15 protein-coding genes are annotated in these 23,285 nt (G+C 45.1%); 10 read left to right on the top strand and 5 right to left on the bottom strand.

The window, feature by feature from the left end; all coding sequences use genetic code 11:
* Both DW205_RS16995 and metF read right to left on the bottom strand, forming a co-directional pair.
* Entirely contained in the window at positions 1 to 1,125 is a 1,125-nt protein-coding gene (locus tag DW205_RS16995; RefSeq protein WP_005866126.1) for a DNA polymerase III subunit delta, read from the bottom strand.
* A 254-nt stretch (positions 1,126 to 1,379) separates the two neighbouring features.
* Entirely contained in the window at positions 1,380 to 2,333 is a 954-nt protein-coding gene (gene metF, locus DW205_RS16990) for a methylenetetrahydrofolate reductase [NAD(P)H] (RefSeq protein ID WP_005866130.1), read from the bottom strand.
* Positions 2,334 to 2,872: 539 nt separating this feature from the next.
* Here metF and DW205_RS16985 point away from each other — a divergent pair.
* The 3 genes from DW205_RS16985 (at position 2,873) to nifJ (ending at position 8,841) form a co-directional block, all read left to right on the top strand.
* Positions 2,873 to 3,892, top strand: coding sequence for a branched-chain amino acid aminotransferase (locus tag DW205_RS16985; RefSeq protein WP_005858291.1), 1,020 nt, complete (start codon positions 2,873 to 2,875; stop codon positions 3,890 to 3,892).
* Positions 3,893 to 4,072: 180 nt separating this feature from the next.
* A complete protein-coding gene (locus DW205_RS16980) occupies positions 4,073 to 5,251 on the top strand; it encodes an ATP-binding protein (RefSeq protein WP_008774157.1) in 1,179 nt (392 codons plus the stop codon).
* Positions 5,252 to 5,289: 38 nt separating this feature from the next.
* A complete protein-coding gene (nifJ, locus tag DW205_RS16975) occupies positions 5,290 to 8,841 on the top strand; it encodes a pyruvate:ferredoxin (flavodoxin) oxidoreductase (protein WP_005866134.1) in 3,552 nt (1,183 codons plus the stop codon).
* A 93-nt stretch (positions 8,842 to 8,934) separates the two neighbouring features.
* On the opposite strand, the gene DW205_RS16970 is transcribed toward nifJ, so the two are convergent.
* The 3 genes from DW205_RS16970 to DW205_RS22335 all read right to left on the bottom strand — a co-directional run bounded on the left by DW205_RS16970 (position 8,935) and on the right by DW205_RS22335 (position 10,927).
* Positions 8,935 to 10,104 (bottom strand): porin, encoded by a 1,170-nt coding sequence (locus tag DW205_RS16970; protein ID WP_005866136.1) that lies wholly within the window; start codon positions 10,102 to 10,104, stop codon positions 8,935 to 8,937.
* Between the two features lie 140 nt (positions 10,105 to 10,244).
* Positions 10,245 to 10,685 carry a DUF5053 domain-containing protein gene (locus tag DW205_RS16965; RefSeq protein ID WP_005866138.1) on the bottom strand — a complete coding sequence of 147 codons (441 nt, stop codon included), beginning with the start codon at positions 10,683 to 10,685 and terminating at the stop codon, positions 10,245 to 10,247.
* A gap of 68 nt (positions 10,686 to 10,753) precedes the next feature.
* The gene (locus tag DW205_RS22335; RefSeq protein ID WP_008778108.1) at positions 10,754 to 10,927 is read right to left on the bottom strand and encodes a hypothetical protein; all 174 of its coding nucleotides are present in this window, start codon (positions 10,925 to 10,927) and stop codon (positions 10,754 to 10,756) included.
* Positions 10,928 to 11,084: 157 nt separating this feature from the next.
* Here DW205_RS22335 and DW205_RS16960 point away from each other — a divergent pair, with 157 nt between their 5' ends.
* The 7 genes from DW205_RS16960 to DW205_RS16935 all read left to right on the top strand — a co-directional run bounded on the left by DW205_RS16960 (position 11,085) and on the right by DW205_RS16935 (position 23,248).
* Complete coding sequence (locus tag DW205_RS16960) at positions 11,085 to 11,861, top strand: Cof-type HAD-IIB family hydrolase (RefSeq protein ID WP_008778109.1); 777 nt, start codon at positions 11,085 to 11,087, stop codon at positions 11,859 to 11,861.
* Between the two features lie 34 nt (positions 11,862 to 11,895).
* A complete protein-coding gene (locus tag DW205_RS16955; RefSeq protein WP_005866142.1) occupies positions 11,896 to 12,438 on the top strand; it encodes a carbonic anhydrase in 543 nt (180 codons plus the stop codon).
* 186 nt (positions 12,439 to 12,624) lie between these two features.
* Positions 12,625 to 12,786 (top strand): hypothetical protein, encoded by a 162-nt coding sequence (locus DW205_RS22330; RefSeq protein WP_005858277.1) that lies wholly within the window; start codon positions 12,625 to 12,627, stop codon positions 12,784 to 12,786.
* A gap of 234 nt (positions 12,787 to 13,020) precedes the next feature.
* Positions 13,021 to 14,025: a M28 family metallopeptidase gene (locus DW205_RS16950; protein WP_008778110.1), complete on the top strand. Its 1,005-nt coding sequence runs from the start codon at positions 13,021 to 13,023 to the stop codon at positions 14,023 to 14,025.
* Positions 14,026 to 14,551: 526 nt separating this feature from the next.
* A complete protein-coding gene (locus DW205_RS16945; protein WP_005866145.1) occupies positions 14,552 to 17,722 on the top strand; it encodes a SusC/RagA family TonB-linked outer membrane protein in 3,171 nt (1,056 codons plus the stop codon).
* Between the two features lie 20 nt (positions 17,723 to 17,742).
* Positions 17,743 to 19,674, top strand: coding sequence for a SusD/RagB family nutrient-binding outer membrane lipoprotein (locus DW205_RS16940; RefSeq protein WP_008774163.1), 1,932 nt, complete (start codon positions 17,743 to 17,745; stop codon positions 19,672 to 19,674).
* Positions 19,675 to 20,080: 406 nt separating this feature from the next.
* A complete protein-coding gene (locus DW205_RS16935; protein WP_005866149.1) occupies positions 20,081 to 23,248 on the top strand; it encodes a SusC/RagA family TonB-linked outer membrane protein in 3,168 nt (1,055 codons plus the stop codon).
* Positions 23,249 to 23,285: the final 37 nt, after the last annotated feature.

The following is a 23,285-nucleotide window of genomic DNA, read 5'->3' as shown; positions in this document are numbered from 1 at the left end:
TTATCTTTTGATTAGTACGGTAATTCGTAAGGATAAATCAAAAAAGACCATCTTGGCATTCACGTTCTGTGTGATATGGCGTTCCGCTTTCGCCAATTCTTCCATCAAATCGATCACGTTTCGCTCGTTGACGAAAGGGGAGAACTTAACGGAGAAGCTAGCCTCGTCCAGATTCATATAATTAAGTTCCGGCGATTGGAACCGGTACATGAAGTTCTCCCGGATCAAATGCTGACAATAGGAGAGGAAGTTTTTCTGTCGTTCCCGTCCGATCCCTGCCATGACGTCCGCCATCGCTTTCATGCCTTTTACGTTTCGTGCCCATGAGTTTCGCATCATGGCCTTGAATTGCTCCAGAAAGAATTTATTTTCCTCGCCCAAGCTAATCGCCTCCATCGCCTTGATAAAACTTCCGGAGGAGAGGTGAGCGACGTGTTTAGCGTCGTCGGGCGAAAGCCCGAAACGGGATACCATGGCATTCATGATCGCATCGGTCTCAATGGGACGGATGTGGATGTGTTGCGCACGGGATTGGATGGTCCCGAGGATAAGGTCCGGTGTCTCGGATACCATAAGAATAACCGTTCTCATAGGAGGCTCCTCTATGATTTTCAGAAGCTTATTGGCACAAGTAGGATGCAGTTTCTCCGGCAACCAAACTATCAAGATACGATATTCCGCCTCATAAATCTTTAGGCTCAGTTTATGGATAATCTCATCGCTTTCCTTGGAATAGATGATGGCTTGTGAGTTTCCGGCCTCGATATAATCCAGCCATTCATCCATATTGAAATAGGGATGTTCTTTGAGGAACCCACGCCATTCACTGAGATAATCATCGCAGACCTCTTTCTTTTTCTCTTTCTTGGCTACGATCGGGAATACAAAATGTAAATCGGGATGTGCCAATTCGTCATATTTGAGGCATGACGGGCAACGTCCACAAGCGTCCGTGTCCGTCCGGTTCGTACAATTCAGATAACGGGCGTAAGCCAAAGCCAGCGGAAACGCCCCGGCTCCCCCTTGCTCTGTGAATAACTGTGCATGGGGTACGATCCCCGTCCGAGCCGATTGTCTCAACCGTTCCTTCACTTCCTCTTGCCCGATGATATCTTTAAAATACATGAGATATTTCCTTTTCTATAGAATAATGAACGAAGTTACGGAAAAGTATTCAGATATCAAAAAGCGCGAGGTTTTGTAAATATCAATTGACATATGTAGAGTAAAACTAAGAACGGATACAATACCAAGTCAAGTCCAATAAAGAATATGTATTTCATTACCTTAGAATTTTAAAAATAACCATACTTAGTACATGATTGTTCAATCGTGTACTTCTATTAGACAACTCAGCGTATAAAAACCCCTATTGTATTTCAATAAATTTCTTTCGCTATTTTGTAAACGCTATCCGAGGCCATCATTGTGTAGAAATGTAAGCTCGGTACACCATGAACGATCAGATCCTTGCACTGCTGTATACACCATTCCACACCCACCTCTTTCGCTTCCGCATCATCTTTACATTTACGTAATTCTGTTGCGAAAGGCTCCGGGATATCCGCACGGAATATCTTCGGAAGAACCGTTAATTGGTTCTTGAAAACGATCGGTTTGATACCGGGGATGATGGGAACCGTGATGCCTTCCGCACGGCAACGGTCCACGAACGCATAATATTTTTTATTATCGAAGAACATTTGGGTTACCAGATATTCAGCGCCATTTTTTACTTTCTCCTTTAAATAATAGATATCAGATTCCATATTGGGCGCTTCCTCGTGCTTCTCCGGATAGCAAGCCATGCCGTACGAGAAGGGAGTCTCTATACCGTCTATCTTGGAACCGTCTAACGCGATACCTTCGTTGAAATGATTTACCTGCTGCTGTAAATCAGTCGCATGATCGTGGTATAACTCCGGGTTTTGCTGGGAGGCCTCTAAAGTCTTTATATCTCCCCTTAATATTAAGAGGTTGTTTACGCCAAGGAAGTTCAAATCGATCAAAGCGTATTCCGTCTCGTCTTTCGTAAAGCCTTTACATATAATATGGGGTACGGCAGGAATACCGTATTTATTCTGGATAGCCGAAGCGATCGCTACGGAGCCCGGACGTTTACGGATGTTTACTTTCTGGAAACTTCCGTCTGGTAAGGTTTTATAGACGAACTCGCTATGGTGGGAGGTGATATTTATGTATTTAGGGTCGAATTCCTTCAACTTGTCAATTACATTATACACCTTCTGGATACTGTTACCTTTCAGCGGCGGTAATATCTCGAAAGAAAAAGCGGTACTCTTACTATCCCTTATCAGATCAATGACTTTCATATTTTAATTATTTTTGACGCGAATGTAGCAAAAATCTTGGTAACATAGATTTTAATCCGCTATTTGTATATATCCATGCCACGGCTCTTTCATTTACCCATCCGTTTCGGCAGGCCGGAATGCATGAATCTCAAGTGAAATTCCGCACAATAAGTTTACGAGAGAAAATTGTGTATAAGAATCTGATAATCAGTAATTAAAAACAGGATAATCTTTCTGCGAAAACACGTACATGTTTTTGGAAAAAGTCGTACGTGTTTTCCGGAAAGGTCGTACGTGTTTTCCGGAATCCTTCCACCGAAAACAAAAGCGCATGTTAAAATTTACAAGAAACCCCACTTTAACGAAATGTTAAATGAAAAAGCCGTGGCCTTCCGTTTGCTTTTTTTAGTTTATAGGCCGAACTATATATAAATTAGCGTATATTTGCGGTACACAAAATCTCCCATAGCGACGGCTATGGGCGTTTTTGCTTTTGAGCGATATTATTAACAGTGTAATTTGTTAATTTTAAACTAATTACAGCAAATTGTATAGATATGGAAAATTTAAATTGGTCTGAGCTGGGATTTGGTTATATCAAGACAGACTACAATGTAAGATGCTACTATCGTGACGGCAAATGGGGTGAGTTGGAAGTTTCTTCATCCGAGATTATCAATATTCACATGGCCGCTACTTGCTTGCATTACGGACAAGAGTCTTTCGAGGGTTTGAAGGCCTTCCGTGGAAAAGACGGTAAGATCCGTGTATTCCGTATGGATGAGAACGCTAAACGTATGCAATCTTCCAGCCGGGGTATCAAGATGGCTGAGTTGCCTGTAGAGATGTTCGAGGAAGCTGTACGTAAGGTCGTGAAATTGAACGAGCGTTTTGTTCCTCCTTATGAGAGCGGTGCCGCTTTATATATTCGTCCGTTGATGATCGGCTTGGGCGCTCAGGTGGGTGTGAAGCCGGCTCCCGAATATATGTTTATGATATTTGTCACTCCGGTAGGTCCGTATTTCAAGGGTGGATTCCAGCCCTCGAAGGTGTGCGTGCTTCGTGAGTATGACCGTGCGGCTCCTAACGGGACAGGTACGATCAAGGTCGGTGGTAACTATGCCGCTAGCTTGGTAGCTGGCGAGATCGCTCATTCCAAGGGATACGCCGCCGTATTGTATCTGGATCCGAAAGAAAAGAAATATCTGGATGAGTGCGGTCCGGCTAACTTCTTCGGAATCCGTGGCAATAGCTATATCACTCCGCAATCCCACTCGATCTTGCCCTCGATCACGAACAAGAGCTTGCAGCAATTGGCCGAGGATATGGGCTTGACGGTAGAGCGTCGTCCGGTTCCTTTCGAGGAGATCGCTACGTTCGACGAGGCTGCCGAGTGTGGTACCGCCGCGGTTATCGCCCCGATCTCACAAATCGACGATTTGGATGAGAACAAATCTTTTGTTATCGCCAAAGACGGCAAACCGGGTCCTGTTTGCGAGAAACTATATCATAAGCTACGTGCCATCCAGTATGGTGACGAGCCGGATACTTACGGATGGATCTCGATCATTGAATAATATCTTTTGTTTCGTAAGGACTGGAGTGCGCTCCGTCTTTACGAGACAGAATACGTTGATAGGCAATTGTTAGTTTGAACTTTACTTTTTGCAATAAAATTGCAATCTCCGCATTGCAAATGAGAAAAGATGTTTATCTTTGCATCGGTAATTCCAAATTTTCAATTACCAATTATGTAGGTGGAAGCATTCTTTAAAACACATAAATATCTGGTAGAGCATCTGTATTCTCCGGTACGAAGGGGATTGATGGATGAGATCAATTGGGAGGATCGGTTGATCGGTGTTAAAGGTTCGCGAGGAGTCGGAAAGACCACTTTCTTGTTAGACTATGCCCGTGAATATTTTGGTGCCGATAATAAGGAATGCTTATACATTAATTTAAATCATTTCTATTTTACGGAGCGTACACTCGTTGATTTCGCCGCCGAGTTTCGGGCTAAAGGCGGAAAGGTGTTGTTGATAGACCAAGTATTTAAGTATTCCAACTGGTCGAGAGAGTTGCGGTATTGCTATGATAATTTCGAGGACTTGAAGATCGTTTTCTCCGGTTCGTCGGTGATGCGTCTGAAAGAGGAGAATCCGGACCTGTCCGGCAAGGTGGTATCGTATAACCTCAGGGGGTTCTCGTTCCGTGAGTTCTTGAACTTGATGTCGGGGAACCAGTTTCCTGCGTACACGTTCGATGAGGTATTAGAGAATCATCAGGAAATCGCCAAACGTATTTGCTCGGTCGTAAGGCCGATGGCTTATTTCCAAGATTATCTACATCATGGTTTTTATCCGTTCTTCTTGGAAAAGCGCAACTTCTCCGAGAACCTGCTGAAGACCATGAACATGATGCTAGAGGTGGACGTGTTATACATAAAACAAATCGAACAAAGCTACCTGCCAAAGCTACGCAAACTACTCTACTTATTGGCTACGAGCGCTCCTTGTACCCCAAACGTGAGTCAGTTGAGCAAGGATATCGAGACATCCCGGGCCACCGTGATGAACTATATCAAGTATTTGACAGATGCCCGTTTGATGAATATGCTGTATCCGGTGGGCGAATCCTTTCCGAAGAAACCCTCCAAGGTATATATGTATAACTCGAACCTGATGTACCCCATCCGTCCGATGGAGGTAAATGCCGGGGCGGTGCGTGAGTCGTTCTTTTATAACCAACTATTGAAAGACAATAAGCTGAATGAAGGAATCAAGAACGCCCACTTTCTGGTGAATACGATGTATAATTTCCGGATCGAGGAAAACATGAAAGTGAAGAACAATCCGGATATGTACTATGCTGTCGATAAGACCGAGATCGGGGAGGGGAACATGATCCCGCTTTGGTTGTTCGGTTTTCTATATTAAGTAAGAATCTTTTTTAATACTAATAGTTTTATAGGTCTATGACAAAACAGAAGAAATTTTTAACCTGTGATGGTAATCAGGCCGCTGCTCATATCTCGTATATGTTCAGCGAGGTAGCCGCGATTTACCCCATCACTCCGTCGTCTACAATGGCTGAATATGTAGATGAATGGGCTGCAGCCGGACGTAAGAATATTTTCGGCGAGACTGTAATGGTACAGGAAATGCAATCAGAGGGTGGTGCCGCAGGTGCTGTTCACGGTTCATTGCAAGCTGGTGCCTTGACAACAACCTACACTGCTTCTCAAGGTTTGTTGCTTATGATCCCTAATATGTACAAGATCGCCGGTGAATTGCTTCCTTGCGTTTTCCACGTATCCGCTCGTACATTGGCTTCTCATGCGTTGTGTATCTTCGGTGACCATCAAGACGTGATGTCTGCCCGTCAGACAGGTTTCGCCATGTTGGCCGAGGGTTCCGTACAGGAGGTTATGGACTTGGCCGGTGTCGCTCACTTGGCTACGATCAAGTCTCGTGTACCGTTCGTGAACTTCTTCGACGGTTTCCGTACCTCTCACGAGATCCAGAAGATCGAGGCTTTGGAGAATGAGGACTTGGCTCCGCTTATCGACCAGAAGGCCTTGGCTGAGTTCCGTGCCCGTGCCTTGAACCCGGAGAGACCGGTCGCTCGCGGTATGGCCGAGAACCCGGATCATTTCTTCCAACACAGAGAATCTTCCAACACGTACTACGAGGCAGTTCCCGCTATCGTAGAAGAATATATGAACGAGGTTTCCAAGATCACAGGCCGTAAATACGGTTTGTTCGATTATTACGGAGCTGAGGACGCTGAGCGTGTGATCATCGCCATGGGTTCTGTTACGGAGGCCGCTCGTGAGGCTATCGATCACTTGATCGCTAAGGGCGAGAAGGTAGGTTTGGTATCCGTTCACTTGTATCGTCCGTTCTCCGCTAAGCATTTCTTGGCTGCCGTGCCTAAGACCGCTAAGCGTATCGCCGTATTGGATCGCACGAAAGAGCCGGGTGCTAACGGTGAGCCGTTGTATCTGGACGTAAAAGACTGCTTCTATGGTCAGGAGGATGCTCCGGTGATCGTAGGTGGCCGTTATGGTCTGGGTTCTAAGGATACGACTCCGGCTCAGATCCTGTCCGTATTCGAGAACTTGGCGTTGCCGATGCCGAAGAACCAGTTCACGATCGGTATCGTGGATGACGTTACTTTCACTTCTCTGCCTCAGAAGGAAGAGATCGCCTTGGGCGGTGAGGGTATGTTCGAGGCTAAGTTCTACGGTTTGGGTGCCGACGGTACGGTAGGCGCTAACAAGAACTCGGTGAAGATTATCGGTGATAACACGGATAAATACTGTCAGGCTTATTTCTCTTACGACTCTAAGAAATCCGGTGGTTTCACTTGTTCTCACCTGCGTTTCGGTGATCATCCGATCCGTTCTACTTATTTGGTGAATACCCCGAACTTCGTGGCTTGCCACGTTCAGGCTTATTTGCGCATGTACGACGTGACTCGTGGTTTGCGTGAGAACGGTACCTTCTTGTTGAATACCGTTTGGGGCGCCGAGGAGTTGGCTAAGCACTTGCCTAATAAGGTAAAACGTTACTTCGCTCAGAAGAATATCACTGTATATTATATCAACGCTACACAGATCGCCTTGGAGATCGGTTTAGGTAACCGTACCAATACGATCCTTCAGTCCGCTTTCTTCCGTATCACAGGTGTTATCCCTGTAGACTTGGCTATCGAGCAGATGAAGAAATTCATCGTTAAGTCTTACGGTAAGAAGGGCGAGGACGTGGTTAACAAGAACTACGCGGCTGTAGACCGTGGTGGCGAGTACAACCAATTGACGGTTGATCCCGCTTGGGCTAACCTTCCGGATGATGAGGCTGTCGTAAACAACGATCCCGCTTTCATCAACGAGGTAGTTCGTCCGATCAACGCTCAGGATGGCGACTTATTGAAGGTTTCCGCATTCAAGGGCATCGAGGATGGTACTTGGGCGCAAGGAACCGCTAAATACGAGAAACGTGGCGTGGCCGCTTTCGTTCCGGTTTGGAATGAGGCGAACTGTATCCAGTGTAACCAATGCGCTTACGTTTGTCCTCACGCTTCTATCCGTCCGTTCGTATTGAACGACGAGGAGCAGAAGGGCGCCAGCTTCGCTATGTTGGACGTGAAGGCTCCGGCCGCTATGAAAGGTATGAAGTTCCGTATGCAGGTAGACGTTCTCGACTGTCTGGGTTGCGGTAACTGCGCCGATATCTGTCCGGGATTCAAGGGCAACAAGGCATTGTCTATGGTTCCGCTGGAAGGCCAGTTGGCTGAGGCCGATAATTGGAACTACTGCGTAGCTAACGTTTCTTCTAAGCAAAACTTGGTAGACGTGAAGTCTAACGTGAAGAACTCACAGTTCGCTACTCCGTTGTTTGAATTCTCAGGCGCTTGCTCCGGTTGTGGCGAGACTCCGTACGTGAAGTTGATCACCCAGTTGTTCGGCGACCGCGAGATGGTGGCTAACGCTACCGGATGTTCTTCTATCTACTCCGGTTCTGTTCCTTCCACTCCTTATACAACGAACGAGAAGGGTCAAGGTCCTGCTTGGGCAAACTCTTTGTTCGAGGACTTCTGCGAGTTCGGCTTGGGTATGGAATTGGCGAACGAGAAGATGCGTAAACGTCTGGAAGGCTTGTTGCAACAGATCACCGTGGGCGAGCATGCTCCGGCTGAGGCCAAGGAAATAGCCGCCGCTTGGATCGCTAACCAGAACGACGCCGAGAAGACGAAGGAATTGGCTCCGCAAATCATGGCATTCGTTGAGCAAGGCATCAAGGAGGGTTGTCCGGTTTGCGCTCAGATCAAGGAATTGTCTCACTTCTTGGTAAAACGTTCTCAATGGATTATCGGTGGTGACGGTGCTTCTTACGATATCGGTTACGGTGGTTTGGATCACGTGATCGCTTCCGGCAAGAACGTAAATATCATGGTATTGGATACCGAGGTTTACTCTAACACGGGTGGTCAGTCCTCGAAGGCTACTCCGGTGGGCGCTATCGCTAAGTTCGCCGCTTCCGGTAAGAGGGTACGTAAGAAAGACCTAGGCTTGATGGCTACTACTTACGGTTACGTATATGTGGCTCAGATCGCTATGGGTGCCGACCAAGCCCAGACATTGAAGGCGATCCGCGAGGCCGAGGCTTACGACGGTCCTTCCTTGATCATCGCTTACGCTCCTTGTATCAACCACGGTTTGAAGAAGGGTATGGGTAAGTCGCAAGCTGAGGAGAAAGAAGCCGTAGCATGCGGTTACTGGCACTTGTGGCGTTACAACCCGGCTTTGGAGGCAGAGGGCAAGAATCCGTTCACCTTGGATAGCAAGGAGCCGGATTGGAGCAAGTTCCAAGACTTCTTGAAGGGTGAGGTTCGTTTCGCTTCCGTAGCTAAACAATATCCGGCTGAGGCCGCTGAGTTGTTTGCCGCCGCCGAGGAGAACGCTAAATGGCGTCTGCGTAGCTACAAACGTATGGCTGCCGAGAATTGGGATGTAGAGGCTTAATATAACAGGTCTTTTATTATAGAATGAGGGCGGTGTCTCCGGAAACGGAAGGCACCGCTTTTTTTATGGGGTGGATGGGGTATGCGCGGTTTGTCAGAAGACCGGGATCGAATAGACCAGCCCCAGCGATATACGGTGTGTATCCGGCTCTATGGCTCCCATTCGCGTGGCGGCTTTCTCTAGGATAACGCCCCGGTAGGTGTATAGGACGAATACGAAAAGGTCGAGTTGCTTGAAGGGGAAGAATTCCACGCTACTCTGCGCGTTCCACGAACGGCGGTACATCCCTTTCCGGAAATCGCCGTTGCCCTTGTACACCCGGGCGGTCTCGTACGCCCCTTTCACGTAAACGTTCCATTGGGGGTGGACACGGTAATCCACGTCGCCGATAATCGATAGGTATTCGGTGTTCATGGCGGTATGAGGCGTTCCGGGCAGACGGCTGACGACCCCATGCTGGTCGATCCCTTGGCGGGTGTACATAACGTCGAGGTACGTTAGCAACGGGCCTTTCTCATAGGTATTGCCACAGGTGAAATAGTAGGAGTAGCGCTTGCGGGTCTGCTGTCCGACGGCGGTGGCATAACGCAGTTGCAAGGTCTTGTCCAGATAATAGCTATTCCAGTTGACCGTGTACATAAAGGGTATCTTGGCCTTGGCGGTGCCCTCGGGAAGTCCGGTAGGGTAGATGTCCTCGTCGTTACCGTTGCGGTTATTCACGATCTGGAAACAAAGCTCGTGGTCCGGGTTGACTTGCCAGTTGCCCGAGATACCGGCTTGGTAGGCGGTCAGTAAATTATTGAACTCGCTAAACTCTCGTACCCGGATGGAATTGACGTAATACTCGTATCCCCCGAAATTAACGAATTGCTTGCCGATCGTGAAATTGAGATTATGCCGTGCCTTTAGGTTCACGTAAGCCAGCTCGAGCGAGGAGGAGAGGTTGTCGAGCGAATAGGGATCGGAGTATTTGTTGAACGACTGCCGGTAATGATACCCCAGCCACTTGCCTACATCCCCCTTGATCTCCAGCCGGACACGGTTCAGCTTGAAGTTCATACCGTCTAGCTCGTTCCCGACAAACTCAGCGTTGGCCGAGGTGAAAAGCTGGAAGTTCATCTCGGCGCTATTGATCTTGATCTCTCCGTTCGATAATCGTTCCACGAGTGTAGGTTCCCCGTTATTCTCCCGAAGGGTCTCTTGGGCCGTCAGGCTGGCGTTCGTGGCTAGACAAAGCAAGAAAAGTAGAAAATGTTTCCTCATACGATAGATTTAGTTGGTAACAGACTACAAAAGTACAAATTGTTTTTGGATATCGATTTGAGTGCGGTTGGATTAATGAGAAAACCCGGCGAACCATGATGTCGGCCGGGTCTCTGCTCTCTGTAAATTTGTCAAGATCTTCAGAGTGTTTGCTCGATAACTTGAGCCGTACGTTCTATTTTTTTGCCAATATCGCGGAGCGCTTGTAATAACGTCTGCTTTTCTTCATACGTGAATTGCACCTCTTTGCCATGGATCATTAAGCCGTTTATACGTTGGCTCAACCATGCCCTGCTTTTGTTGAAATAAGTACGTGCGATATAAGACCAAGAGATCGATTCATATATACCGTCAAGTTTGTTTCTGAGAACGTTGTCGATTAACTTATCGGCTCTGGCGCAGGCATCATTTGCCCCTGCGATAAACGCTTCGTTGACCAACTGTTTTTCTTCGTCACTTTTAGAGTCGATAAACGCTGTTACTTCAGAGCGGAAAGCCTTGCGCTCTTCATCTGTATCCAGAAGCATGAATTTACTTTTTAATGTTTCCAGTTCTTGATTGAGTTGATCGTAATTTGCCATATGTTGTTCTGTTAAAAAGTTCCAGTGAAAAGATCTTTTAGAAAGTACTCCTTTAGGAGTACTTTCTGTTAACCTTTCAACTTGAGTAACAACAATAACCTGTCTAAATGCAGGTCTATTTGCTTTTCAAGTTCCCCTTCTGAGGTTTTTTGCGCTAAAATATCCCAGTAGAGAGAATAGAACAGAAGATTTTTCTTTTCATGTTCTATCAGAGCCTTTAGCTCTTTTTGGTTATCATCCATCTAAAAGATCTTGACCTTACAAAGGTAGGTAAACAAATGTTTATCAACAAGAGGTTGTCGATTTATTTTATGCTCCCGATAGTATGATCATAAATACTTTATGCCTAGGTTCCGCTTTTTTTACCTACTTTTGTACGAAAAGAAGAGTAGTATAAGTATGATTAAGGCAGTATTTTTTGACATTGACGGTACGTTGGTAAGTTTCAAGACGCATAAACTACCGGACTCCACGGTCCGGGCCTTGGACCTGTTGCGAGAAAAGGGAATCAAGGTTTTCATCGCTACCGGCCGCCAGTTGCAATCTATCAATAACCTCGGGACGCAAGAGTTCGATGGTTATGTTACCTTGAACGGAGGATATTGCTTGGCCGGAAAAGATAAGGTTATCTATAAACATAATATCCCGTCGGAGGATATAGAGGCGTTGATCCGCTATCAAGAGAATGAGGAGGCGTTCCCGTGCGCCTTGGTGGAGGAAGATGGGATTTACCAGAACTACGTGGATGATTCTGTGCGACAGCTTTACGACATGCTAGACTTCCCTCATCCTCCCTTGCGTCCTTTGCGTGGCAACGGGGGTAAGGAAGTATACCAGCTGATAGCCTTTTTCTCTCCCGGCCATGAAGAACGTATCATGTCCGTCTTGCCGCATTGCGAGGCTACTCGTTGGAACCCGCTATTTGCGGATGTCGTGCCGCGGGGGAGCAGTAAGGCGGTAGGGATCGATAAGATCATCGAGTATTACGGGATCTCGCTCCACGAGACGATGGCTTTTGGCGATGGAGGCAACGATATGGCCATGCTTCGCCACGCCGGGATCGGGGTAGCCATGGGTAACGCCGGCGACGAGGTGAAAGAGGCGGCGGATTACGTGACCGACTCCGTAGATGACGATGGTGTCATGAACGCTTTAAGACATTTCGATGTTATATAAATAAACAGTTTAATAACGCTAAATCACAAACGCTATGATTGATGAATTGGTAAGCTATAATCGTGAGTTCGTAAAGAACAAGGGGTATGAGAAGTATATCACGAATAAATATCCCGATAAGAAGATCGCCATCGTGTCTTGCATGGATACCCGGCTGACCGAGTTGCTACCCGCCTCCTTGGGCATCAAGAATGGAGACGTGAAAATTATAAAGAACGCGGGGGCGATCATATCCCACCCCTTCGGAAGCGTTATCCGGAGCTTGATGGTGGCGATTTACGAGCTTGGGGTTGTAGAGGTAATGATAATCGGGCATACCGATTGCGGAGCCAAGCACATGAATAGCTCCGAGATGATCGAAAAGATGAAAGAGCGGGGAATTCCGCAGGAACGAATAGATATGATCCGATATTGCGGTATAAACTTCGAGTCGTGGTTGCGGGGATTCGAGACCTCCGAGGCTTCCGTGCACGAGACCGTGGAGCAAATTCGGAATCATCCGCTGGTTCCGTCGGATATAACGGTAAGAGGGTTTGTAATAGACTCTGTTACAGGTGAATTAACGCCGGTGGAGTAATCCCCGGCGTATTTAGACTTATTTGCACAAGTCATAAATAATCGAAAAAATGAAATATTTTATTATGTTTTACAACATTGTTTCGGATAAAATGGTTATCTTTGTAACGAATTAAGAAAGAAAGATCGTTTTAGGATTATTTATTAACTGGCTTTCCAAGCGTGGGAAGCGTAAAACAAAAAGATTATGATGATGAGAGAAAATGAGAAAAGCCTTCGTGCTTTAGCGATGTTGCGTTATCAAGCAGATCGTTACCAGTCAGCTGGCAATGGTGCCATGAGTCAGCGATTAAACGCTGAGATCCGTCGCCTTATGAGCGAAATGAGTGTAGATGCGGATAAGAACTAAAAGACCGCGTCTTTTTTAAGTAAAGAATTAAAGTAAGAAATAAATTAGATGTCATCTCTTACCTCCGTTCAAAACGGAATGGTGAGAGATAGGAAATGAGGATTACCTTTGGCGATACGGCCGGGTGAGCCTTTTTTTTGTGCCCTTTCCTTTCCTTCTCCTTCGCATATCAGGGAAATTACTTATATTTGTGGATGAAAAAGCTAAAACAATAATCATTTGAACACAAAAACGATGAAAAAAGCAGGATTACTCTTAATGTCGCTGGCATTAAGTACGGCTCTTTGGGCGGAAAGTCCGGAGAAGAAAGGTTTGGAGGTGATAAATAGATCGACCGCCGAGGCGCATATCGGTTTCTTGGCCGATGATGATCTGGAGGGCCGTGAGGCCGGTTTCCGTGGAGGCCGTATAGCGGGCGATTATATCGTGGCGAACCTGAAATCATTGGGTATCGACCCTGTAGGAGACTCTTATTACCATCCGTTTGAGGCTTACCATATGGAACGCCAGAAGAGAGGGGCCCGCTGGCAGGTGCAGCCGGATTCCATAGCGGCTATCAAGCAAACCGGTGTTTTCCAGAAACTTTCCTTGAATAATATCTTGGGTAAGATAGAGGGCAAGAACCCGAGTGAGATCGTGATCGTCGGCGCTCACTATGACCATCTGGGTATCGACCCGATGCTGGATGGCGACCAGATCTATAACGGGGCGGACGATAACGCTTCCGGAGTCTCTGCCGTTTTGCAGATAGCGAGGGCTTTCCTTGCCACGGGCCAGCAACCGGAGCGAACCGTTATATTCGCTTTCTGGGACGGCGAGGAGAAAGGGCTTCTCGGATCGAAAGCCTTCGTTCAGTCTTTTCCAGAGATAAAGAACGTGAAAGGATATTTGAATTTCGATATGATCGGCCGTAACAATAACGAGGCGAAGCCTACCCATGTGGTTTATTTCTATACAGAGGCGCACCCTGCTTTCGGCGATTGGCTGAAGAACGATATCAAGAAATACAACTTGAATCTGGCACCGGATTATCGTCCGTGGGATAACCCGGTAGGAGGGAGTGATAACGGTTCCTTCGCAAAGATAGGTATCCCTATTATCTGGTATCATACCGACGGGCATCCGGATTACCATCAACCGAGCGACCATGCCGACCGGATTAATTGGGACAAGGTGGTGAATATCACGAAGGCCTCGTTCCTTAATATGTGGTATATGGCGAATGAGAAAGATTTTTAGAGATTATACGTCTTTTTCAATAGAAGATATCTAATAAAAGTAAGTTAACTTCATCGGCGAAGTAAGTTAACTTACTTTGGCATTTTAATTAACTTACTTTGCCGATGAAGCTGGCTTGCTTTTATATTCTGAAAAAACGCTTGAATTACTGTAATTTCATATCTTACTGCAGATACTTAGTTCTACATGAACTCAAGTCGATTTTAACTTAAAATCGTTTATATTTCTAATTTTATATTGTAAAACATAAAAAATAAGGGAGGATTTATTTAATTATAATAACACAATGTAATGAATATTTCATATCTTTGCCTCCGATATAAAATGTGCTAGGTATTTTGGCGCCAACTAAATAAAACAACTTCTACTTAAGAAAAGTTCATGTAGGACTCCGATAGTTAGCCCATTTTTTATTTGAACTTAATTACGCTAGAACTCAGGAGTGAGTGTATGTATGTGAATAATTTTAAAAGACAAATGTTTCGCCAAGACATTGTCTAATTATTTATTAATAAAACCATCAGTTATGTTGAAAAACTTTAAACCTGTCAGCTTAATTCTATGTGCGGGTGCGTTATGCTTCTCGGGAAGCATGTATGCCAACATCGCACCTGTTGAGCAAGGTACCTCTATCTCCCAGCAAAACGGGAAAGTAACAGGTACAGTGGAAGATGATTTCGGCCCAGTGACCGGAGCGTCAGTTGTCGTGAAAGGAACGTCTAATGGAACGATTACCGATATGGACGGTAATTTCACTTTGGATGGCGTCAAGAATGGTGATGTAATCCAAATCTCATTCATTGGTTACTCCACCATGGAGCTTACGTATACCGGTAAGCCGGTAGGCGTTATCAAATTAGCGGAAGACACCCAGAAATTGGATGAGGTCGTGGTTACGGCCTTGGGCATCAAGCGTGAGAAGAAAGCGTTGGGATATGCTACGCAAGAATTGAAAGGAGACGAACTTGTAAATGCACGGGAAAGTAATATTGCGAATGCGTTATCTGGTAAAGTATCGGGTTTGCAGGTAGTTCGTTCTAGTAGTGGCCCTGGCGGTTCTTCAAAAATTGTATTGCGTGGTAATAATTCATTAACTGGATCTAATCAGCCGTTGATTGTTGTCGATGGTATTCCAATGGATAACTTTACTGGAGGAGTTGATGATGCTTGGGGTAATAGCGGCGTGGATATGGGTAATGGTTTGTCAGATATCAACCCGGAAGATATCGAATCCATGAACGTGTTGAAAGGAGCTTCAGCCGCCGCGTTATATGGTTCTCGTGCAGGTAATGGCGTAATTTTGATTACGACGAAATCGGGTAAAAAGCAAAGTGGATTAGGTATTACTGTAAATGCCGGAGTTACAGTGGAAAGCATGTTTTTGAAACCAGAATTACAGAATACGTATGGTCAGGGTACAAATGGCATATATAATGTGAAAGACCGTTCAAGCTGGGGGCCTGTTGCCGATGGTTCCGTAACAATTGATCGCTGGGATGGGCAGAAAGTCCAGATGTATACTTATGATAATATAGATGCTTATTTCCAGAAAGGAACTTCATTCAATGAAGGTGTATCTTTTCAGCAGAGCTATGATGGGACGGCGGTATTCGCCTCAATTAATCGCTCTGATGATAAGGGCATCGTTCCGGGTGCATCATTAAATAAAACGTCTCTTACTTTGCGTGGAACAAGCGAGTTCGGTCCGGATAAAAGATGGAAATTAGATGCAAAAGCCAACTATTTAAATAATAACGCAAAGAATCGTCCAATCCAAGGTATTAACCAATCGAATGCCTTTAGTACGATCTATAATTTACCACGATCGCTGGATATTAGGGATCTGGAGAACTGTTTGGACGAAAATGGAAATATGATTTGGTGGGATACCGAGAGTACTCCCCAAGAAAATCCGTATTGGATTAAAGATTATAGAACAAATCAAGACTCTCGTAATCGTTTGTTAGGTACAATTTCTCTTTCTTATAAGATAACGGACTGGTGGAACCTCGAGCTAAAAGGCGGTACGGACTATTATACGACTACGACTACAAATAAGGTATATTCTGGTGGTAATGTGAATCCGAAAGGGCGTTACTCTGAGAAGTCGGAGACTTTTTATGAGAACAACTATAGTTTCTTGACTACCTTTAAGAAAGATAACCTTTTTAGCAAGTTTGGTGGTTTTGTGACCGTGGGTGGAAACTTGATGATGCAACGCCGTAAGAAATTAGAGGCTGGTACGGGTGATTTATTGATTCCGAATCTATTTGCGATGTCTAATGCCGCTGACAAGAATAATATGACGCATACATCTGAAGATGTACAGCGCAAGATGAATTCTATTTACGGTTCTTTGCAAATGAACTGGGATGGCTGGCTGTTTATGGATATTACGGCTCGTAATGACTGGTCTTCCACTATGAGTAAAGAAAACCAATCTTATTTTTATCCTTCGGTTAGCTTATCTGGTGTTATTTCAGATATGGTGGAAAAGGTTGGCGGTACAATGCCGGAATGGATGAGTTTCGCTAAGGTTCGTGCTTCTTATGCGGAAGTAGGTAATGACCTTGATCCATATCAATTGTATACTGTATTCAAGGTTGATAAAGATCCAAATGGTAACCCAACTGCAGCTCTAGGAACTACTTTATATGATTCTTCTGTACGTTCAGAGTTGATTAAATCTTGGGAAGCCGGTATTGATTTGAAGTTTTTCAATAATCGATTAGGTATTGATGCGGCTTGGTACAAATCTAATGCTACCCGCCAATTGCTAGATTTGGCAATGGATCCATTTTCTGGTTATTCCAAACGTAAGATCAATGCAGGTAATATTCAAAATTCAGGTGTGGAATTAATGCTTTATGGTACTATTTTGCAGAATCCTAGAGGCTTAAATTGGGAAACAACATTGAATGCTTCCTTCAATAAAAATAAAATCATAGATTTGTATGAAGGAGTAAATGAATATGGCATCAAGACTTTTGATGATTTAAAGATTGTAGCCCGTACGGGTAGTTATTATGGCGATATTTATGGTAAAAAATTCCAACGTGTTGAAAGTGGGGAACATGCTGGTAAAATTATTGTAGATGCTCAAGGTTTACCATTAGTTACTTCAGATGATTATTATCTGGGGAATCAACAGCCTGATTGTATGTTGGGATGGACTAACTCGTTCTCTTATAAAAATATTTCTTTGAGCTTTTTGATTGATGCTCGTATTGGTGGAAATATTTACTCAGCGACCACTGCTAATTTGTACAAGGCAGGTAATGCCGCAGGTACCGTTATAAATGGAACCCGTGAGGAATTTGTAGTTCCGAATTCAGTGACTTCTGATGGAAATGGTGGTTATACGGCAAATTCTAATGCTGTTACTCCTGAATTGTACTGGGGACGTGCTGCCGGAGGTAATATCGGTGTGGGTGAGGCATTTTTATATGATGCTACTAATATTCGTCTACGTAATATTACCGTTGGTTATGATTTTGAGAAAAAATGGTTAGAGAAAACCCCATTACAGAAAGTACGTGTATCATTCGTGGCGAATAACGTTTGGATGATTGTAAATCATTTGGAAGGTATTGATCCGGAATCTATTTCGGCTACAAATTCCAATGCTACTGGTTTTGAGAATGGGGCAGCTCCGACTTCTCGCTCTTTCACATTTAATGTAACAGTTGGTTTCTAATAAGAAAGATGATTTTAAGTATGAAAACATTAAAAAGAACAATAATAGGGTTAGCTTCATTAGCCGTTTTATTTACTGCATGTAACGACTTTGAGGAAATAAATAAAGACCCGAATGCCGTAGATGAAAGTGCGATCAAAGTATCTTATCTACTGAATAAATCAATCATGGGGGCACAGCAGAACCCGCATATCGCAGAGCGTGTGTTCGTGTATCAATGGAAAAGTGCGGCTCGTTTTGAACGTCGTAGTGGTTTAGCTACAGGTGCGAATTATAATGATTATAATACGGACTACTTTGGCGTTGATTATGGAGTGGGATGGCTGAACAATGTTAATATGGCCGTGAAAATTGGTACGGAACGTGCCGCCAATCCGGAGTATCCTTATGAGAACAATTTGCTACAGATGTCTCGTATTTGGCGGGCTTATGTCATCTCTGAATTGGCTGATAACTTTGGTCCTGTGCCTCCGGCAAACGCTTTTGATGGTATCGTAGAATATAAGAGTATAGAAGATATTTATGATTTTATTATTTCTGAATTGAAAGATGCCGCTGGCAAGATAGATGTAAATGCGGATATGAGCGCTATTACATCAGAGAAAACGGATGCTTTCTATGATGGTGATGCCTCTAAATGGATAAAGTATGCGAACTCATTACGCTTGCGCTACGCTATGCGTTTATCTGCTGTAGATCAAGCTAAAGCAAAGGCTGCTTTTGAGGATGCCGCTTCGACGAATAATTTTATTACTACGCAAGATGAAATTGCTCAGGTGCAAGAAAAAGGCGGTTGGACTGATCTTGATGGTGTGATGTCTCGTCCTTGGAATGCCCAACCCATTTCGGTCACCATTAATAATATGATGATTGGCCTAGGAGGAATCGATTTCCAAGTTCCTGCGGCGATAAAAGAGGATGTGGTATTGAAAGATGCTCGTAATTATCTAGGCCTTCGATTAGAAAAACACTTACCGGTTTCTACGAATGATCCGGCTGCAGGCTATTTCTTTGATGCTCTTCCTTCAAAGATTGATCCTCGTGCTACTAAGTTGTTTCATATTCCGGGATATGATGATGGTACTGTTTATTTCTCTAATATCGGTTTGGCTGATAAGGCTCGTTTAGCGGATCCTGCTACTGGAAATGTTGAGGATAACAATAAGACATATTTGGAGTTGAACGTGAAATATACTTGGAATACTTGGGTTGCTGGAAAATGGGATAAATACTCAGCGCTAACCAGCGAATTGACAGGAGCAAGTAAGACTTATCCTTCTTTATCCAAGATATATCGTGAAAGTACGAATAAGCGTGTATGGTTTGGGCCGTGGGAGACGGAGTTCTTATTGGCTGAAGCTGCGTTGTATGGTTGGAACGTGTCTGGTAGTGCGAAATCTCATTATGAGGCTGGTATAGCAGCTAGCTTTGAATATCACGGTGTATCTGAGTTCTTAAATGATTATTTGAGTTCTACGGAATATAACCGTGTAGGTACTTCTGTCGCTTTTGATCATACGGCGGAAGCAAAGTCTTATACGGCTGAATATGTAGATGGTTATACTGGTGAGAAAAAGACTACTACTTATACTTATCCGAAAAATTCTATTTATAAGAATGGTACGGTCAATAATGATAAGCTGACAAAGATAATCTCGCAAAAATACTTGGCACAGGTTCCTTGGTTACCTTTAGAGGCATGGTCTGATCATCGTCGTTTAGGTTTGCCTTTCTTTGAGAATCAAGCTGTTGAGATAGATTATAACGTTTCTAGTAACGAGTTGCCTCTTACTCGTGCTAACTGTAAGGAATGTAAGTGGGAATTCTATCAAGAACGTCTGCGCTATCCAGCGAATATGGAAATCAATAGTAAGGATAGTTATATGAAAGCTGTTGAGCTATTGGGTGGAGCTGATTTAATTTCTACTCCGCTATGGTGGGCTAAACATTGATTTATATGAAAGAGGGTGTGTCAAAAGCCCCTGTTTTTGTGTATTTGTGCCGACCGCTATTATAAGCATCTAACAATGCCCATCGTAAGCCCCTGCCGACTGCGGTCGAAAGGTGCTTATGATGGGCATTCTAATAAACGTAGTATATCTTACTTGACCAACGCAGTATATATTATTGGGGCAACGCAGTATATATATATTGTCCATTCCTAAAATCACTTGTCACTAAACTCACGACCTTCCTGGTTTACTGAGATACCGGAGTGATACTCATCTCTCTCCGGTTACTCTTGTATATGTTAAACTCAAAACATATCTGCCCTTTTTATGTTTATACAGGATAAATGACATTCGTTGACGCAAAAACTAAAACATTGTCTATCAAAATAAACAAAAAACAGTAGTTATGTTGAAAAGATTCAGACCAGTCAGCTTAATCCTGTTGGTAGGGGCGCTTGGGTTCTCGGGAAACTTATACGCCACGCCTATGCCCGGGATTCCGAAGGTTGACATTTCCCAGCAAAACGCAAAGGTGTCGGGAATAGTTGAGGATGCCTTAGGACCCGTTACCGGGGCGTCCGTAATCGTGAAAGGAACTACCAATGGTACTATGACCGACTTGGACGGGCATTTTACTTTGGATAACGTGAAGAAAGGGGATATCATACAGATATCGTTTATCGGTTATACCTCGCAAGACATCCCATATACCGGCCAGTCCGAGATTACGGTTAAACTCGTGGAAGATACCCAGAAACTCGATGAGGTGGTGGTGACTGCCTTGGGTATGAAACGAGATAAGAAAGCCTTGGGCTATGCCATGCAGGAGTTGAAAGGGGACGACCTCTTGGCCTCCCGTGAGCCGAATTTGGCGAACTCCCTTTCCGGTAAGGTTTCCGGTTTGCAGATCGTCCGTTCAAGCAATGGCGTAGGAGGGTCCTCTAAGATCGTACTTCGTGGTAATAACTCATTGACGGGTAGCAACCAGCCCTTGATCGTCGTAGACGGTACCCCGATGGATAACTTCACCGGTGGCGTGGATGATGTATGGGGTAACTCCGGAGCGGACATGGGTAACGGCCTTTCGGATATCAACCCGGAAGATATCGAGTCCATGACGGTATTGAAGGGTGCTTCCGCCGCCGCCCTTTATGGCTCACGTGCCGGTAACGGTGTGATCTTGATCACTACCAAGTCCGGACGTAAGAATGAGGGACTCGGTATTACGATCAACGCCGGTATCACCGCCGAGACGATTTTCCTGAAACCTGATTTACAGAACGACTTCGGACAAGGCTCCGTGGGCGTTTACGATAACCAATCCCGCCTTAGCTGGGGACCGAAAGCCACGGGACAAATGGTAACCGATTGGAGAGGCAATCAAATCCCCCTGCATACTTATGATAATATCGACGCTTTTTTCCGCACCGGAACCTCCTTTAACGAGGGTGTCAGCTTCCAGCAGAACATAAAGGGGACGGCGGTATTCGCCTCCGTAAACCGTTCCGACGATGCTAGCATCACCCCACGCTCAAAACTAAACAAGACGAATATTACCTTGCGTGCCACCACTTTCTTGGATGAGGCGGAAAAGTGGAAAGTAGATGCCAAGGTGAATTATATCAATCAAAACGCACATAACCGCCCGATTCAGGGCGTGAATCCCTCGAACGCTTTCAATACGATCTATAACCTGCCTCGTTCCTTGAATATCCGTGAGTTTGAGGATGACGTGGATGAGCAAGGCAATATGATTTGGTATGACGCCTCCAAGAATCCGCAGGAGAACCCTTATTGGGTGACCCGTTATCGCCAGAACGAGGATACCCGTAACCGTTTGTTAGGAAATATCTCCTTGAAATATGCCCCGACCGATTGGTTCGATATTGAGTTGAGAGGTGGTACGGATTATTATACCACGACGAAGAGCGAGAAAGTATATGCCGGTGGTAATACCAGTCCGAGAGGTCTGTATACCGAGGGATCGGAGACCTTCTATGAGAATAACTTCAGTTTCTTGGCTACGGCCCGGAAGGATAACTTGATCGATCGGCTGGGAGGCTTCGTTACTTTCGGTGGTAACTTGATGCTCCAGCAGCGTAATAAGATGAACGCTTCTGCCGGAGAGTTGTTGGTGCCGAACTTGTTCTCGCTGAATAATGGCGTGAATAAGCCAACAGTCACTTCCGAGTTGATCCGCCGTCGTATGAATTCCTTGTACGGGTCGTTGCAGTTGAACTGGGATGGTTATCTGTTCTTGGATGTTACGGCACGTAACGATTGGTCGTCTACGATGTCGAAAGCCAACCGCTCTTATTTCTATCCGTCTGTCAGCTTCTCCGCGGTGATCTCTGATATGTTGCCGAAGATTGGCGGAAGCATGCCGGATTGGTTCTCTTTCGCTAAGGTACGTGCCTCCTTCGCTGAGGTAGGTAACGACTTGGACCCGTATCAATTATATAACTTCTACTCTGTAGGCAAGGACCCCAACGGGAATACGACGGCGAAACCGGGTAAGGTACTTTACGACTCGGACGTACGTAGTGAGTTGATTAAATCATGGGAGGCCGGTTTCGATATCCGTTTCTTCAATAACCGATTGGGCTTGGATGCCGCTTGGTATAAGTCCAACGCTACCCGCCAGTTACTGGATTTACCGATGGACCCGTTCTCCGGCTATGCTTCCCGTAAGATTAATGCGGGTAACATTCAGAACGAGGGTTTGGAGATCTCCTTGAACGGTACGATTCTAGACAATCCCGCCGGATTGAGCTGGAGCTCTACGGCGCAGTTCTCCTTGAACCGGAATAAGATCAAAGAATTATACGAGGGCGTGAATCTATATGATATAAAGACGTTCGACGCTATCCAGATCGTAGCTCCGGTAGGTGGTTATTATGGTGAGATCTACGGGCAGACCTTTATGCGTGTGACCGATGAGAATAGTCCTCACTATGGAAAGATCGTCGTAGGTGATGACGGTTTGCCTTTGATCTCTACCGAGAAGTCGAAAGTAGGAAACCAGAGTCCGGATTGGATGATGGGTTGGACCAATAATTTCTCTTATAAAGGTTTTAACCTGAGCTTCTTAATAGACTTCCGTATCGGTGGTAGCATCTATTCGGCGACAGCCTCCAACCTGTATACCCGGGGTAACGCCGCCGGAACAGTGGTGAATGGTGATCGTGCCGAATTCGTGGTACCGAATACCGTGGTTCAACAGGGCAGTGGTTATGCGGAGAATACGGTCGCCGTCACTCCCCAGAACTATTGGGAACGTATTGGGTCTACCGGAAATTATGGTTTACCAGAGGTTTATACCTATAGCGCCACCAATGTCCGTTTGCGTAATATCACCTTTGGCTACGAGTTCAATCGACAGATGTTGAAGAAAACGCCTTTCCAGCGTGTACGTCTATCCGCTACTTGTAACAATGTTTGGATGATCCATTATAACTTGCCGGGTATCGACCCCGAGTCCGTTGCCGCCACGAATACCAACGCTACCGGATTCGAGAATGGAGCCGCGCCGACCAGCCGTTCCTATACGTTTAATGTAACCGTGGGATTCTAATGGAATACATGATAATTTGAATTACGATAAAAATGAT

This window comes from Parabacteroides sp. AM17-47 (assembly GCF_003434625.1).
GTDB lineage: Bacteria > Bacteroidota > Bacteroidia > Bacteroidales > Tannerellaceae > Parabacteroides > Parabacteroides distasonis.
The sequence above is the reverse complement of the archived record's forward strand: the minus strand, read 5'-3'. Positions and strand labels throughout refer to the sequence as shown.

What these genes read in the sequence shown, in the direction of transcription:
- DW205_RS16995 (WP_005866126.1), bottom strand. Translation starts at nt 1,125, where the DNA reads ATGTATTTTAAAGATATCATCGGGCAAGAGGAAGTGAAGGAACGGTTG.
- metF (WP_005866130.1), bottom strand. Translation starts at nt 2,333, where the DNA reads ATGAAAGTCATTGATCTGATAAGGGATAGTAAGAGTACCGCTTTTTCT.
- DW205_RS16985 (WP_005858291.1), top strand. Translation starts at nt 2,873, where the DNA reads ATGGAAAATTTAAATTGGTCTGAGCTGGGATTTGGTTATATCAAGACA.
- nifJ (WP_005866134.1), top strand. Translation starts at nt 5,290, where the DNA reads ATGACAAAACAGAAGAAATTTTTAACCTGTGATGGTAATCAGGCCGCT.
- DW205_RS16970 (WP_005866136.1), bottom strand. Translation starts at nt 10,104, where the DNA reads ATGAGGAAACATTTTCTACTTTTCTTGCTTTGTCTAGCCACGAACGCC.
- DW205_RS16965 (WP_005866138.1), bottom strand. Translation starts at nt 10,685, where the DNA reads ATGGCAAATTACGATCAACTCAATCAAGAACTGGAAACATTAAAAAGT.
- DW205_RS22335 (WP_008778108.1), bottom strand. Translation starts at nt 10,927, where the DNA reads ATGGATGATAACCAAAAAGAGCTAAAGGCTCTGATAGAACATGAAAAG.
- DW205_RS16960 (WP_008778109.1), top strand. Translation starts at nt 11,085, where the DNA reads ATGATTAAGGCAGTATTTTTTGACATTGACGGTACGTTGGTAAGTTTC.
- DW205_RS16955 (WP_005866142.1), top strand. Translation starts at nt 11,896, where the DNA reads ATGATTGATGAATTGGTAAGCTATAATCGTGAGTTCGTAAAGAACAAG.
- DW205_RS22330 (WP_005858277.1), top strand. Translation starts at nt 12,625, where the DNA reads ATGATGATGAGAGAAAATGAGAAAAGCCTTCGTGCTTTAGCGATGTTG.
- DW205_RS16950 (WP_008778110.1), top strand. Translation starts at nt 13,021, where the DNA reads ATGAAAAAAGCAGGATTACTCTTAATGTCGCTGGCATTAAGTACGGCT.
- DW205_RS16945 (WP_005866145.1), top strand. Translation starts at nt 14,552, where the DNA reads ATGTTGAAAAACTTTAAACCTGTCAGCTTAATTCTATGTGCGGGTGCG.
- DW205_RS16940 (WP_008774163.1), top strand. Translation starts at nt 17,743, where the DNA reads ATGAAAACATTAAAAAGAACAATAATAGGGTTAGCTTCATTAGCCGTT.
- DW205_RS16935 (WP_005866149.1), top strand. Translation starts at nt 20,081, where the DNA reads ATGTTGAAAAGATTCAGACCAGTCAGCTTAATCCTGTTGGTAGGGGCG.